Below are 14,747 nucleotides of genomic sequence, written 5' to 3'. Positions count from 1 at the left end.
TCAGCTTGTGGCGCCGCCCGTCCCTAACGGGTACGGAACGTATCCGTGTATGCCTTTGACCTCAGTTTCAACTGATAGGCTAGCCTGTCCACCCCGACTTCCGGAAGCTTGCCATGTGAAGGCTTGGACTTGACTGGCAAGACGCGTCCGCAGCCAGGTTTAGTGCTGGTTTGGATTTTTCCTCTTCAAAGCACGCCCGCCCGCCTTGAACAGGCCATCATAAAAATAATAGAGAAATGTTAATGCCAATCCGGGTATTACCACAATTGCGGCAAAACTAGATAGTGATCTCGGGATACCGTACAGCCAACACCCCATGACCACGTAAACTACATACATAGTCCAAAAAATCTTTTTCATAACTCTACCACTATACTAGCAGGAACCTGTTTCAACGCCGATTTTTGCTTTCCCACCAGCTACGAGCGCAAAACCAGCTTGCAATCCTAAGAACCCGTCATCTTGACTTGTGAAAGGCATTGCACGCAAGCGCGCTGCTGAGCCGCTACTCAATGTGGTTTCACGCCTCGCTTCGCGGCCAAATTCGAAACCGCCCCCAGGCACGCCAGGTGCGCCTATCTCCAATTTCGCCTCGGCACCTTGAGTCACAAAGAATCCCGACACCAAGTTTCCACCACGACTTTCAAAACGATAACGTATCGAAGCGATGTCAACTCCGGCGTTCGCGTTCGCGCCCCCCCTAGCACCAACAGTACCCTCGGCTACGCCACCGAGCACGCCCTCAACACCGCCAACGAGACAATAGTTTCTAAGCAGCCAATCCCTTGCGGCATCGGCATTGTTCTTTGCCGTCTTAATGACCTCACTTTTTCTCACGCCGGTTACAACTATTTCGCCCAAATCTGCAATTGAGTCCAAAAAGTCTTGTATAGCCTCGCGCCCTACTATGCAGGACGAGGCGTGCCTCCCGCAAATATTCCCTGGGACCGGGTCCACTGGCGGGAGCGTCACAGGCCCCTGCTCCAGCCCAAATGGATCAATCAGGTTGATCGGATCTGTGCCGACGTAAGCGTAAATGTTGGCACCCGCTAGATACCCAATGGGATCTGTCTGCATGAATCGCCCGAGCTGCGGTGCATAGGCTCTGGCCCGGTAGTGGTACAGCTGGGCTTCCGGCAGCCACATCTGGCCGGTGTACTGGAACCGGCCGCTGTTGCCCAATCCGGGCTGGCCGTATTCATCGTAGGTGTTGGTCGTCAAGGCGTTGGCCTGCCCGTCCGTGATCGACACGACCGAGCGACGCTCGTCCGACAGCAGATAGCGACGGTCGTAGCCAGAGCCCTCATAGGCCGTAACCACATTGTCTAGACCCAAACCAGGGACGTAGCGGCGTAGTAGGCCGCCCGAGGTGTTGTATTCCCCCACCACCTGCTGGCCGTCGTAGAGGAACCGCGTCGAGCCCGACTGATACAGCCGGCCGCCGGGATCATAGGACAAGCCCGTAGTTGCGCCGCCCGCCGTCGCCGAAGTCAGCTCATTGGAGCCGTTGTAACCATAGCTGCCCAGGCCCGGGACGCTGATGATGTTCTGACGACCATCGTAGCCGATGCCGGCGCCATTTACGCTGGTCACCTGATTCTTGCCGTTGTTGGCGTAGGCCGTATTCCCGACCCCCGGCTGATAAGCATATGCGTTGTTCGACAGAGTGCGTGTCACGATCTGACCCGCCGGATTGTAGGCCAGATTCAGGCCGAAGTCGCTCGCCGTCCCCGCCGCGTCATGGCTCAACGCCGACAGACGGCCAGCCGCGTCGTAGCTCCAGTAGGTCGTCGCGCCGTTACCGCGGCTCTGGGCGATGGGGCGACCGAGATTGTCATAAGCCCAGGCCGACAATCGCCAGTCCGTCGCGCCGTTCTCGCGAACGCCGGTTAGTTCGTTCGCATAGTCATAGTCATAAGCCGCCCAAAAGCCGTCCGGCCAATGAATGGAAGTGCGCCGGCCCGCTTGGTCGTAGGCGTAGCTCATCGTCCCCACGCCGGCCTGGGCCTGAGAGATCAGGCGACCTAAGGCATCGTAAATGTTGTAGGACGACGCTCCACCGCCGGCGAAGCTCATCCCCTTCAGACGGTTCAGGTTGTCGTAGCTGACGCTCCGATCCGCGATCATCGTGCCGCTCATCGCCACCTTGCGGTTTAGAGCGTCATAGCCAGCGTTGATTATCTCGCCCGCCCGGTTGCGATAGCTGGTGACGTTTGAGTTGGCGTCGTACCAGTACTGCTCGTAGTCGTTGGCGTCGGACGCGCCGTTGCCCACGGCACCGTTCGGGTATCGCATCTGCAAGAGGCGATCGAAGCCGTCGTAGACCATCGTCGAGAGGTTGCCCGCGCCGTCCTTCAGCGTCAGCGGCTTGCCATTCGCGGTGTAGGTTGCCTCTTCCGTGATCAGATTCGCCGTGCCGTAGCCCGAGGTCGATTTGGTCAGCTGGCTGGCGACGTTGTAGTCGTATTTGGTGATGCGGTCCGGGCCGTAAGCACCTTGCGCGCCCAGTTCGCAGGCCGAGCCCGGCAAGCTGTCGAAGGCGGCCGGGTTCATCCGTGTCGCCACACAGTTCTGGCGACCGGCAGCGTCATAGCCGATGTGGGTTACCGAATGGGCGGCACCACCACCGCGCAACGCAGCGATCACCGGACGACCATAGGCGTCATAGGCCGTCAGTTGTTGCTGCAGGCTGTTGAATCCATTCCAATCCGTGTCGGATAGGCCGTTTACAATGCCCTGCTCGACTTGGGTCGGCCGGCTGCCAGCGTCATAGGTCACGCGCTGGGCGCGACGCAGCAGACTGCCGGACGGACCATCTGGATCCGGGCCGATCACGCCGATCGGTCGCCGGGCGGTGTCGTAGCGGTAGTAGGTCGTGTCCTCAGTTCCCGGCAACGGGCCATCGACCGAGGCCACGTCGCCATTGGGGGTGTAGGCGGTCGTGACCGAGGCGCTCAGCGTTCCCGCCCCGTCGCCCTGCGTCACCACGGTCGGCAGCAGATTGTTGGCCACGCCCGGCGTGCCGTACTGCACCGTCTGGCGCACTTCATCGAGTGTCCCCACGCAGGCTGGCGCAGCGTTGGTCGCGCACTGCGATACCGATACCGGCAGGGTGATTGACGTCGGCGAGGCGACGATCGTCCCGTTGCCGTCCTTGTAATAGGCCGTTTGGGCCGCATAGGCGATGCGGGTCTGCGGGCGCACGGCCCCCGGCGTCGGCGCCGGCAGGGTCATGCTCTCCAGCCCGCCGTGCGTGCCGTTCCAGGCGTAGTCCGTCACCGCGCCGCGCGCGTCCGTGGTCGAGGTGGGCTTGTTGCAGGTCACAGGGTTGGAACATGACGCAGGGAAGCTCGCCGTCGTCGTCAGATTGCTCAACCCCGAACCCGCCTTCGCCACATAGGTCGTCTGGGTGACGTTGCCGCGCCCGTCGTAGGTCAGTTCGGCGTAGTCCCCCTCCGGCTGCGTCACACGCTGCAAACGACGCTGGCCGTCATAGGCGTACGATGTCGTCTGGTTCAGTGCGTTCTGAACAGACGTCGCCCGGCCTATACCCATGTTGGAGTTGACAGAAACCTGTTGTCCAGCCGGTCCCGTCGCAGTCGATGTCCGAACCGATCCAGTGTCGACGAAGGCGTAATTCCAGCTGCCCGAAGCGTCGGTGACGCTGGACACCTTCCCCCCCGAATAGGTGATGGAAACAGCTGCCGACCCCGGCTTTGCGATCGAAACTAGACCGCCAGATCCGTAGACATAACTTTCCGTTTGTCCTGCCTGGTTGGTTACCGACTGAATTGCTCCACCATACGCGCCAGCCTCGTAGCTCACGCTAGGCCAGTCTTTTGTAAGGGCATCGCATCCACCCGGCGTCGTTAAGCAGGGGTCAACGGCGCGGTTCACCCCCCTCGCTCCCACCCGTCTCAACCATTGCATCCGCACTTCTCCGAGATTTTGCGGAGTAGCATCAGACGCATAGATAAAATCAATCGCATAGCCCCGGTTGTTGGCTACGCCCTCTAAACGGACAGCATTTCTGTAGCCTAGGCAGCCAACGGGCTCACCATCCGGCGACATTCGATCGGGACCTGTACAATAGGTTACGCCATTCCATTGATAATCCAGGCGCTCTCCGGTCGGATACAACACCGAAACAAGCGCGGCATTATTGGCCTGATATGGGGTCGTACTGCCACTATAAGTGGTCGAGTAGGTCGCGACCGTTCCATCTTTTGTGGTGAAGGTTATAGCCGAACCGCTCTGGCTAAGCTTGGAACCATTGTTCGAAGCCGGGATGAAGTTCGACCCTGACTTCGTGAAGACTTCTGACTGCGCCCCGAGGCTGACCACGTAGGTCGAACCCGAAACGGCGATCGTGCCAGACAATGTGTCACGCCAGCCGTTGTTCACCCATACACGACCATGGGCGAGGCCGCCCTGCCCCTGCGGGCCAATCGCCACATCAACCGTTGAATAGTTGAACGTGCCCTGCACCAAGTCCACGCCCCGAGGGTCGAGGGTGTAGTGTTCGGGAGGTGTCGGCTGCTGCTGAGCCAAAGCCGGCGTTGCAACGAGCGCGCTGCTGATCAGCAGCGCGGCCTTGAGTGTGTGGTTCATGATCTTCCCCAAGATCAGTGGCCGCCGGTGCCGGTGTGCCATAAGGCCGTGTAGCCCGAATAGATGACGAGGTTGCCGTCGCTCTGCATGACCAAGCGCGCGCCCGCGTTGCCGGGAGTGCCGCTGCTCCAAACAGCATCATTTGACGGCCCGTAAATGACGAGATTGCCGTCTGTCTGAAGCGTCAAGATCGTACCGCGCCCGTTGGATGTGTTGGTCGACCACAGTGCGCCGGACGGGCCGTAGATGACGGCATTGCTGTCCCCGGCCTGGAGCAAAAAGATGAAGCGGCCGTCAGCGGATGTGAGCTTTTGACCCGGCAACAGATTCTGTCCGGGAAAGAGTTGGTCGCTAGTCGTTCGAGTAGGCACCTGCTCGGTGATGCGGCCGCTGCGGTTGTGCGCCGCATCCAAGCCGTATCTCGTGCGATAACCACCATTAGGCGGCGCCTTAGTCGTGGCCACTAGGCGTCCCTGCACATCGTAAAAGTAGGTGTCGGTCTGCTGCGCTTGGGCTGAAGCTCCTAGCGCGAGTACAGTCAGGCACGAGAGGCCCATCAGTCCCTGTTTCACCGTGATTCCCCAAACCCCGTTGGCGAACCGTGGTCGGGTTAGGCGGCAATGGTCAAGCTACCGAATGATGACGAGCGCGTGATAGTTGTTGATAAAGCTCGCATAGGCTGATCGCTGCTCGTCAGTCGTATCGCATCCGTTTGATCGGGCCGCCGAGTGCTGTCAGTCTAACGCTAACTTGTCTCCATTGAGGGCCGACGTAAGCGGCTAATTCGGGACGAATTCCATGAAGCTGATATCGTTCAAGCGCCACCGCTTTCCGGCGGAGGTCATCCGCCACGCCGTGTGGCTCTACTTTCGCTTCAGACTGAGCTTCAGGGACGTCGAGGAGTTACTGACCGCCCGCGGAATCGACGTCAGCTACGAGACCATCCGCTGCTGGACGATCAAGTTTGGACCCCAGATCGCAAAGCGGCTGAAGCGGCTCCGCCCCTCCCCTTCCCCTCGCTGGCATCTGGACGAGGTCGTCTGTTCGATTGGCGGAAAGCGCATGTTCCTGTGGCGCGCGGTTGACGATGAGGGCGAGGTCATGGACCTCGTCGTCCAGAGCCGTCGGGACGCGCAGCCAGCACTGGCGCTGCTCAAGCGGCTGTCGCGAAACCAGCCTCTTGAGCCAGAACCCATCGTCACCGACGGTCTTCGATCTTATCCCGCTGCTCTTGAGGCATTGAGCCTGCGCCATCTGCATTCACCCGGTCGGCTTCGGGAGAACAATCGAGCGGAGAACTCCCACCTGCCGATCCGGCGTCGAGAGCGACAGCAGCAGCTCTTCGAATCCCAGGCTTCGGCCCAGCGCTTCCTCACCACTCACGCAGCGATCTACAACACCTTCTACACCCAGCGCCATCTCATCAGCCGGCCCACACTTCGCCGCTTTCGCGCTGGAGCCAATGCAGCTTGGGTAGCCGCGACCGCCTGAGAATTCGGCGGGCTGGGCAAGTCGCGGCCTGCGCCAGTTAACCTGCTAGCGCTTGATTCCCACATGCGCCAGTCCGACACGCTGACGCAATGATTTTACTTCAGCTTCTTGGCTTCCATCAAAAGAAATTCAGTACTGAAGGTTGAGGCATTGCCAGACAAAGATTTGTCCAGCACTATCAATAAAAGTTTCCTTAGCAACGACTCATTTCTGACGAGTGGCCTTTTTCTTATTATCAATGTTTTAAACGCACCATCAGTCTTGATATCGTATAGATAACCATCAAAGTCGATGGCATATGGATAAACCCCATCCTCTACATCAATCACCTCTAGATCTCGCTCAGCGGCGTCGACACTAGGGTAAAGCAAAGCCGGCTCATCAGCAGCGACTAGCAGACCTAACGGCTTAGAATCACTCATTAGAACCTATCCCACCAAGACTTATCATCACGATGCGATTGCCAAGGCCGATGACGATTAATGCTCTGCCCAGATGGCACTTCGCCGCGTTCATTTGGTGACGGCCGCCTGTGGTAATGAGGAGCACCAGTGCGGCCTGGACCGCGGTTCCCAAAAGGAGCCAATCTGAAATTCTTCCCAATCTTGAACTCTTTCCCGATCAGGGCCCATCTGGTTCCTTGACCTAGCGTAGCTCCGGTAAACGCGCCCTCCACTCCCCAACGCAGCACCTCCCAAGGATTGACACAGTCAAAGTCGCCACCGTTTTGGTAGAGCTGCCAAGCAAGGTTTCCCCCAGCTCCAACAACACCGCCGATCACAGCTCCCCAACACCACGGGCATTCGCCGGTTGGATCCGTTAGTTGAAGCGGGTCGCCATTGACGTAGGCATAGAGATTGGCCCCGGCGTACAATCCAAGCGGATCCGTCTGAACGTAACGTCCCAAGGTCGGATCGTAATCCCGCATCCAGTTCTGATACAGCCCCGTTTCGCTCTGCTGCCACTGTCCGGGCAATCGCATGAACAGCGGGGATGTTGCCGTGGGCGACAACATGGCGGGCTGCCCCCAGGGATCGAAGGCCGCGCTCCAAACCACAGCCTTTGACGCATCGGTCATCATCAGGGGCTCGCCGATCTGCCCCGTATGAATGTAAAGGTGCGTCAGCGTCGTCCCGGTCCCCGTGAGGATGGCCATCGGCATGTCGTCGAGCCAAGCGTACTCACGCGTCATCGAACCCGTGTTGGCATTGTATTCCGCCAGCAGACGTCCATCGTTCGCGAACACGTAATGGGTCAGCGAGGGCGCCGAACCCAGCATTTGCGCAGAGACCCTGCGTCCCGTGTAATCGTAACGATAGGCCGACAGGTCAGCCCCGTTTTTCTTCACGCCAAGCACACGCTTGTGCGCGCCGTAGAGATATTCGAACGTCGCGCCTCCGACGAAGGTCTGGGTGCTGAGATCGCCGCCAGCGCGATAGGCCAGTTGCCGCTTCAACGCCCAGTTTGTGTCGCGAACCTCCGTGATGCGATTGTTCGAAGCGGGAGTGAGAGCAAACTCGTAGCTGGCCGTGTTCCCGACCTCGGTTCTTACCTCAACGCGGTTTCCAGCCCCGTCATAACTATAGCTGTTCACACCCCATGGACCCACGCCGTACTGGATTCTGCCGGCGTCCGTGTAACCGAACGCAGCCGCGCGCCCCGTCGCCAGATTGTCCGTGACCCCTGTGAGCCTTCCATTGAGGTCCCGGCTGAACGCCAGATTCAACCGGTTGGCACCCGTTGCGCCCAGCGTCAGGCCGGCTAGCCAATAGTTCTGATCGAACTGTCGGGTCGTCGTCAGGCCATTTCCGAAGGTCATTCCGGAAAGCGGGCCGAAAGGCATGTAGGTGACGTTGCTGACCAAACTTACGGCCGTCGAAGATGCCGAAGCCTTGGCTGTGATGCTTGTCGTCACACCGGTATTGTCTCGAGCGTAGTTGACGATGTGCCCGGACGGATAGGTGACGGACGCCAGGTCGCCGTTCGAATCATAGGCGTAGGACACGACATAGAGCTGACCGCCGATGACCTGGGTGTCGTAGGTCACGCGTCCTTGGGCGTCATAGACATAGGCGTGGGAACCTGACGCGTCTGAAACGCCTGTGAGACGGCCGATCCCCTTGTTGCCCCCTGCGGTATTGTCATAGCTGTAGGTGATATTCTCCCAGCTAGCGCCGCTGAATGTCTCCGATAACAAGCGTCCATTCGCGTCATACGCATAGTTGTGAACGACGCCGTCCGCGTCCTGCGACTTCACCAATAGATCGCGCTGATCATACCAATATGTGAGCGTGCCTCGGTCTGGACTCGTCTCTCGGATCGTCAAGCCAAACCCGTCGACCACGCGATTGGTCGTCAGGTCTCTACCGTCCTCCAAGCTGGATAGAGCATCGTTCGGCGCGTAGGAATAAGCCGTTTCGACAGCCTCTGGATCCGTCTCCTTGAGCACGCGCCGCAAGCGATCGAAGGTGTAGGACCAGGATTCGCTTTCAGCGTCGGTCGCGCTGACAAGGCTTCCGACCTTATCGTAACCGAAGAGCACATTCTGAGCATTGGCGCCCGTCAGACGGATCAAACGCCCCAACTCGTCATAAGCCTGCCGCTGGTCTTGGGTGATCGACGACGCTGGATTGCGCGTGGTCGATCTGACGCTCTCGCCAACCGGGTTAAGTTCATAATCGATGCGCTCATTTCGGCTGTTCTTGACCGCCGTGATGCGGCTTGCTCCGTCGTAGGTGACCTCCAGCCATCCCCCACGCGGCAGCGTCAACTTGGTCACATTGCCGGCGGCGTCATAGGTCAACGCGTACTGAGATTGGGACGAGCCGGGATTGGTGGTGATCGTAAGCAGCCGGCCCATTAGGTCATAGGCAAACTGCGTCTGTGTGCCATTAGGATCGACGACGGTCAGCGGCGCCCCCGAAGCATCGCGGGAAGTGACCTGGGTGACGTGACCTAGAGGATCGGTCATGCTCGTCAGCTGACCCGAGGCGTTGTAGCTGTACGTCGTTGTGTCCGAGTTTCCTGGGAGAGGCCCATCTTCACTTTGAAGGAGCCCCGTCGAGGACCAACTGTATGACCAGGTTCGCGTTCTTCCGCCCGTTGAGTACGGCGCCGTGATCGTGGTCGTGTCCGTCAATGTTCGCGTGGCGATTTGGCCCAGCGCATTGTAGGTCAGGTCTATCGTCAACCCAGGCCGGGCCATTTGGGTCGGCTGATTGAACGTCGGATGCCATACGATCTGCGTAGTCCTGGCGCTCGGAGTGCCGGCCGCCTCAACAACCGTCGTCGGGCGTCCGCGAGCATCGCGCGTCGTCGTCCGACGAACCCCCTCTTCATCAACAACATTTGTCACAAAACGGTTGGAGCCGTAACCGACGGTCTGAACGCTCTCTGGGCAGTTTGCGCTTGCCTCTCCGTCAACGGAAACGAGTCGAAGGTCATTGAGAGCTGTCGTCGTAAATCGCTGGAATTTATATATTGAATCCTTGCCCAGCGGATTGGTAACACGGCGCGTTAATCCGTCGGAATAGACCCCGTATTCAACAGCATACCTATTAACGCCATTCGCCCCTTCAGTTGAGGTCGCCCTACCCTGGGCGTCATAGCCGTAGGTGGCGACACGCACATCTCGATGGTCTGTGATCCCAGTGAGGTGTCTTGGGAAGGTGGGATTTTCGTAGTGGTACGCACGGCTGTTAACCACAACATTAGTGCTTGAGAGACGTTCGACTTTGGTCAGTCGCTCCACCTTCGCCGTTGACGGTGCAGCTGTCGCCGGAGCTGGATCGTAGGAATAGACAAGGGATGAGCCGTCCAAAAGCTCAATCTCGCTAACTGCTTCGGGATAAGGCAGAACGCCTGTGGCGCTCGGCGCAGAAGATTTGAAATATTGAGACCAACTAAATGAAAGTACTCGTCCGTAGCTATCCGTGATGGACTGAAGATCTCCATCGGCTCCGTAGGAGAGCGACCACATGTAGCCCCCACGCAGGACCCTTTGGATTGGCTTCGCTGTTCGGAATTTGCCCGTCACTGGAGATTTGAACGTCTGGAGCGTCCATACGGTGTCGTACTCGTCTGTAACTTTCCACTGCGTCGAAACGTCATCTAGGCCGCCTATTGTAGCAGGCATAGGCCCCAGAAACTCAATCTTGTACTGAGAGCCCGCGTAGACGGGTGCGATATCGATCGTATTAGGAGATACGATATTGCCGCTCCCCATCACATAATCGAACGCAGATCCTTCAGGCGACACCAACGCCAAATAAACTTGCGGACTGCTTGTTGAGGTGCCCCACAAACGATCCAACTGAAGTTCGTAAGCAAAGTCGAATGCCCACCCGCCTGCAAGGCCCCCAGACGGTGCGTGGGCACTGTAGGATCGTCCAATTGGATTGCTACGGTACAGGCGCCGTATTCTTAGAAGTCCGTCATCAGTCTCATAATCAGTTTCATCGTACAGCTTCGATCCGCTTGAAAGCAATATTGGGTTGCCAACAGAGGGATTGATTGATTTCCCGCTGACAGCTGCGCATTGATTTTGCCGTTCTGGGAACGCGTCTCCAACAGGAACGCAAGAACCAGGGAGGACAGCTCTACTGCCCGAAATACAGCTTAGACTCACCGATCCAGGAAGTACGGTTCCGCAGTTGACTACGCCTCCACCCGTTTCTTGGGGACACAGATACTGCTGACTCGTCCACTCACAGTGCTTCGTAACAAAGTTGGACTCGGCATCGCTGTAGCCGATGAAGCGGCTGTAGCCATTGTTCATTCCCGACTTGACCCACTGCGCACGACATGCAGATGTCGGGTCGCTGAAAAACTCGCCGCGATCCTCCCAACCGGAATTTAAAGTACTGGTTTGAGCCTGAGCGCCTGTGGCTGCGGCAAGGGTGAGCATGAGTAGCAGCGCTGCTGCCCCGCAGAGCCTCGAAAGATAAGTCATGGCCACCCCTGATTGCTAAAGCCACACTTTCGGAATGTGGGGCGGCTGTCAAATCATAAGCATCGTGACTTGGTTCGCTGTGTCGCTGGCAATTTTCCCGTTTTGCATGTGCGCAAGGCGTTTAGATCAGCGGCTACATTATCATTCCAAGAATGCCGCTTAGGCGCGAAAAAGATATGTTTGTTCGCTGTCAGCAGATCGTTGTGGACAGACATTTGGAACAGGCTGAAATACGATCCCTAAGGGGGCAAAACAGCCCAACCCAGCCCATTGATCTGGTAGCGTTCTTGCTGCTGCCTGTCGCCGCTCTATACGTGTCCTACATCAAACTATCAAATCGCGCTGTTTGGGGACACGAACAATAATAGAGGTCTAGCATTTGACATATTAAAATACTACTAATTAACTATAGTGCTTGTCGTTGCTGAGGAGTGACTCCACCCTTGCGAAGAATACCAGCCTTTATTCGAAATATATCGGGGACGTTCACTTTGCCATTAGGTCGAGTTTCAAGCACTCCAATTTCTTCGAGGCTAGCAAGTAGTGCATGGGGAGTTTCAACATCACCAAACAAATCTGCAACCTCTAAGCCAATCGGCGCACTGGTCCTGTGATATTTCTTCAAAATCTTATTAGTCGTATCCGCAGACGTCCACGCAGCCTTAACTTCATCGAAACTGCAGGGAACCAACAGACCACGAAGTGGGATCAATGCATCCGAAACCCAAGGATAGTCTTCTTGTAGCTCGGCCAATCGGTTTTCCGATGCCTCACGAACGCCCTCTTCAATGCCATCGTGGTTCATGGCGGTGTACATAGGTGGCGGGATGTGATCTGCAGCAGTTTTTATAGCCTTTAAGAAGGTGCGGGGAGAAACTTCACCCTTACCATCTGCAAGGTGAACCGGGATCCATGTATAGGGAAGTCCACGTTTGGCAGACTTACCCATAAATTCACCAGCGATTTCGTTGAAAATCTTGTGCTGGGCGGGTGGGTGCCATGCCAAGTCAGCCGGTATCCGCAGCCGTTTATGCTTCCTTCTCAGGTCGATGCCTGCAGCTCGGCAGATTTCTTCGAAATGTGGCTTCGAGGCTTCGTTTCTCAGTAACTCAAAATAGAGAAGCCCGTAGAGTTCCACTGCTCTCCATCTGAGACGCACTCTCCCTCCATAAATTTTCGATGCATCAGGAAAACGGAATAACTCCCGATTTTCAGCCTGATCAGGCCGCATGAAGATTTTCGCCCTCAGGTGACGATAGCTTTTGAGCGATAAGGCAACCTTCAGTAGCCCCTGCGTCAGCCTCTGAATTTCATCCCAGCTGTCCGCCAGTTGATCCAGCTGATCGAATAGAAATAAAGCACTTCGGCCGCGCTCTCTGAAACCATCATCAGCAAGGCGCAATATTTCCCGTTGTTCTTCAATATTGTCTCGGACCCAACGAGCCAATTCAACAAAGCGCAGAGGCACGGCCTTGCCGACGAGCGGTGCCAAAGTTCTTATTAGAACGGCCTTCCAAACCGTTTCAGGCGTAACACTCGCAGCAGCCGCAGCAATTTGCTCTTTCGACACGGACCCATGCCCGCCTTCGGCGTCGGCAAAACCGAAATACACATCGACACCCTCCAAGCGTCGTGGAGCAATGTCGGAATATGCTTTCGATATGATCTCACGCGTTTGCGGTTGAACCAAAGCGCTTGCCCAAAAACTTTTACCCATACCTCGATTGCCGACGACGAGTGTTGCGTTCGGATCTAACGCTTCAAGGTGACTTGCCGGGAAATATATTTGTTCACCACGCACTTCCTGCCCAGTAGTATGCGCGCTGAGAGCAGGAAGATCGTGAAGTCCTTCACGAAGTCCATCGACTTGGGTTCTAGTCAGCAAGCGAAACTTCCTCTTCTCTAACAAAACCGAGCAAACCCCACGCCCAGTTCAAAAACGCACCATACGGACCTCGGTAAACTTCTCGATCCAGCTGCGTTCCGTCCTCGGTTGGATCAAACGCATCATAGTTCGGATGGAACTCAACAAAAGACGCGTCATGTGGAACAGCATAACCTAGTTCATCTGGCGATGGATTGAATGGCGCTCTGACTACTTGCCCGAACTGATCCAGTCGTTCTTCGTCATAAAGAAACTCCGCACAAATTTCATACAAGCGCTCCCTAAAAGACAATCTTCTCGAACTCGCCGACGGGGCTTTAGCTTGGACGAAATGCAACTTCTGTCGCCAATCGCCTTCATCGCTCATCATAAAATTCTGGCGCATATGTGCCAGTAAGTAGCGATATCCTCTGAATGTCTGGGACTGATCCGTCGCAAAAAGAACCACATCAGCCCCAAGACCTAACAGAGGGGCCGCAGAAATCTCACCAAGACCTGCACGAGCATCTATAAGCACGACGTCGTACTGGTTAGACGCCGACAACGCGTCAATCATAGTCCTAACCTGATCAAGCACAGATTTACGCTCGCTAGTCAGATCCTCAACTAGGGCCCGGGACAATTTCTCCATCATAAGATGGGGTTCATCATCTGTCAGACGTCCCACTGCGGGAACGACATCCGCTAAGCCGCCGAGGTAAGGGCTAACACCTAAGAAGTCGATCAAGGCATCTTGCGGGACCCCGCCTATACCGTGTTCCACAAGGTAGTCGACAGTGCCAAACTTGGGCCGCCTGTCGTTCTCAGGCGTATCACCCTGCGGGAGTAACATGAACCCTAGGCCGGGCGCCTCGATGTCCAAGTCCACAGCCAGGACTCGCTTGCCCGACTTCGTTAGGTCAGCGCATAAAACTGACATTGCAGTTGAGCGGCCTACTCCGCCTTTCAACGAGCCGAAAACGATGGTCGGGACGCGGACTGCGTCGTCTTTTTGTGCAGGCTGATGCAACCAGTCGGCACCCACGAGCCTTCGGTCGAAATAGCGGACTTGCCAAGCGCGGCCTTCGCAATGAACAACTCTATCGCTTGAGGGCCCCTCGAGGACCTTTTTAGCGACTTCCCCGGTTATTAGAGGTACTGAAGCTGCGTAAGACCCCAGCTTATCCTTCAGCGCAATACCAACTTGCGCCTTGTCCGGGATATCTTCAGCTACTACGAGTAAACGACCAGTACCATCGCGAACATATCCAACACTATCGGGACAAACACCAAAAGATGCTACCGTCTCGACTGCAATGCCAAGCACTTCGTGATAAAACATCAAACAACCACCAAATTGAGCATCAAGTCCGTTGCATCGACCTTCCATCTATCGCAATCGACCTGCTGGACGGGGGTGAATCCGGTGTCAGCGTAACGGATCATGATCGACCAGCCAGAAAACATACTGAGGAATGCAGGCGCCAAGACGACGCTAACAATCGGCGCCGCGAGCCGTCCCGTTGCATTGGCCAAAATTTCCGCCCGAAGCTGATCAACCTTGGAAGTCAAACCAGTGAAGTGGCCTTGCATAGCGGTTTGGAAACGGTCGCGCCCGACCGACAGCCAGAATGCTTCCACGCCCGATGCTCGTAATGAATGCTTCAAAGCATTCTCGCCGCTTAAGCCGTAGTGATACCCAGCATCGCAAACATGCCCACCGGCGTTCAGGAACTCAGCTGTTGTGAAATGTCGATCAGCAGCCAGATCGTATTGTTCCACTCTGTCAAACCCTCAGCCCGTTGGAGCGTTTCGCTTTGCGCGGAGGCA

Annotated in this window: 8 protein-coding genes; 1 reads left to right on the top strand and 7 read right to left on the bottom strand. The window is 56.7% G+C overall.

Annotated features, from left to right (window positions below; genetic code table 11):
• Nucleotides 1-375: 375 nt before the first annotated feature.
• Nucleotides 376-4,611 (bottom strand): RHS repeat domain-containing protein, encoded by a 4,236-nt coding sequence (locus A4249_RS01860; protein WP_197458436.1) that lies wholly within the window; start codon nucleotides 4,609-4,611, stop codon nucleotides 376-378.
• Nucleotides 4,612-4,625: 14 nt separating this feature from the next.
• Nucleotides 4,626-5,183, bottom strand: a complete 558-nt coding sequence (locus tag A4249_RS01855; protein WP_197458435.1) for a hypothetical protein — start codon at nucleotides 5,181-5,183, stop codon at nucleotides 4,626-4,628.
• A 226-nt stretch (nucleotides 5,184-5,409) separates the two neighbouring features.
• Here A4249_RS01855 and A4249_RS01850 point away from each other — a divergent pair, with 226 nt between their 5' ends.
• Complete coding sequence (locus A4249_RS01850; RefSeq protein WP_066550439.1) at nucleotides 5,410-6,102, top strand: IS6 family transposase; 693 nt, start codon at nucleotides 5,410-5,412, stop codon at nucleotides 6,100-6,102.
• 95 nt (nucleotides 6,103-6,197) lie between these two features.
• On the opposite strand, the gene A4249_RS01845 is transcribed toward A4249_RS01850, so the two are convergent.
• The 5 genes from A4249_RS01845 to A4249_RS16465 form a co-directional block, all read right to left on the bottom strand.
• A complete protein-coding gene (locus A4249_RS01845) occupies nucleotides 6,198-6,524 on the bottom strand; it encodes a hypothetical protein (RefSeq protein WP_066550438.1) in 327 nt (108 codons plus the stop codon).
• Nucleotides 6,524-11,053, bottom strand: a complete 4,530-nt coding sequence (locus A4249_RS16195) for an RHS repeat-associated core domain-containing protein (RefSeq protein WP_082854009.1) — start codon at nucleotides 11,051-11,053, stop codon at nucleotides 6,524-6,526. The genes A4249_RS01845 and A4249_RS16195 overlap by 1 nt, the downstream gene beginning before the upstream one ends.
• A 406-nt stretch (nucleotides 11,054-11,459) precedes the next feature.
• Nucleotides 11,460-12,938 carry a hypothetical protein gene (locus A4249_RS16470; RefSeq protein ID WP_156494606.1) on the bottom strand — a complete coding sequence of 493 codons (1,479 nt, stop codon included), beginning with the start codon at nucleotides 12,936-12,938 and terminating at the stop codon, nucleotides 11,460-11,462.
• Complete coding sequence (locus A4249_RS01835; RefSeq protein WP_197458434.1) at nucleotides 12,928-14,259, bottom strand: tyrosine-protein kinase family protein; 1,332 nt, start codon at nucleotides 14,257-14,259, stop codon at nucleotides 12,928-12,930. The genes A4249_RS16470 and A4249_RS01835 overlap by 11 nt, the downstream gene beginning before the upstream one ends.
• Nucleotides 14,259-14,699 carry a hypothetical protein gene (locus A4249_RS16465; protein ID WP_156494604.1) on the bottom strand — a complete coding sequence of 147 codons (441 nt, stop codon included), beginning with the start codon at nucleotides 14,697-14,699 and terminating at the stop codon, nucleotides 14,259-14,261. Before A4249_RS16465 ends, A4249_RS01835 begins: the two co-directional genes overlap by 1 nt.
• Between the last annotated feature and the right edge of the window lie 48 nt (nucleotides 14,700-14,747).

It is taken from the genome of Brevundimonas sp. GW460-12-10-14-LB2, assembly GCF_001636925.1.
Lineage (GTDB): Bacteria > Pseudomonadota > Alphaproteobacteria > Caulobacterales > Caulobacteraceae > Brevundimonas > Brevundimonas vesicularis.
Note: the sequence above shows the minus strand (reverse complement) of the source record. Positions and strands in the feature narration are given on the sequence as shown.

Excerpts from the sequence above, each read along its gene's own strand:
- A4249_RS01860 (WP_197458436.1), bottom strand. The coding sequence starts at position 4,611 with ATGAACCACACACTCAAGGCCGCGCTGCTGATCAGCAGCGCGCTCGTT.
- A4249_RS01850 (WP_066550439.1), top strand. The coding sequence starts at position 5,410 with ATGAAGCTGATATCGTTCAAGCGCCACCGCTTTCCGGCGGAGGTCATC.
- A4249_RS01845 (WP_066550438.1), bottom strand. The coding sequence starts at position 6,524 with ATGAGTGATTCTAAGCCGTTAGGTCTGCTAGTCGCTGCTGATGAGCCG.
- A4249_RS16195 (WP_082854009.1), bottom strand. The coding sequence starts at position 11,053 with ATGACTTATCTTTCGAGGCTCTGCGGGGCAGCAGCGCTGCTACTCATG.
- A4249_RS01835 (WP_197458434.1), bottom strand. The coding sequence starts at position 14,259 with ATGTTTTATCACGAAGTGCTTGGCATTGCAGTCGAGACGGTAGCATCT.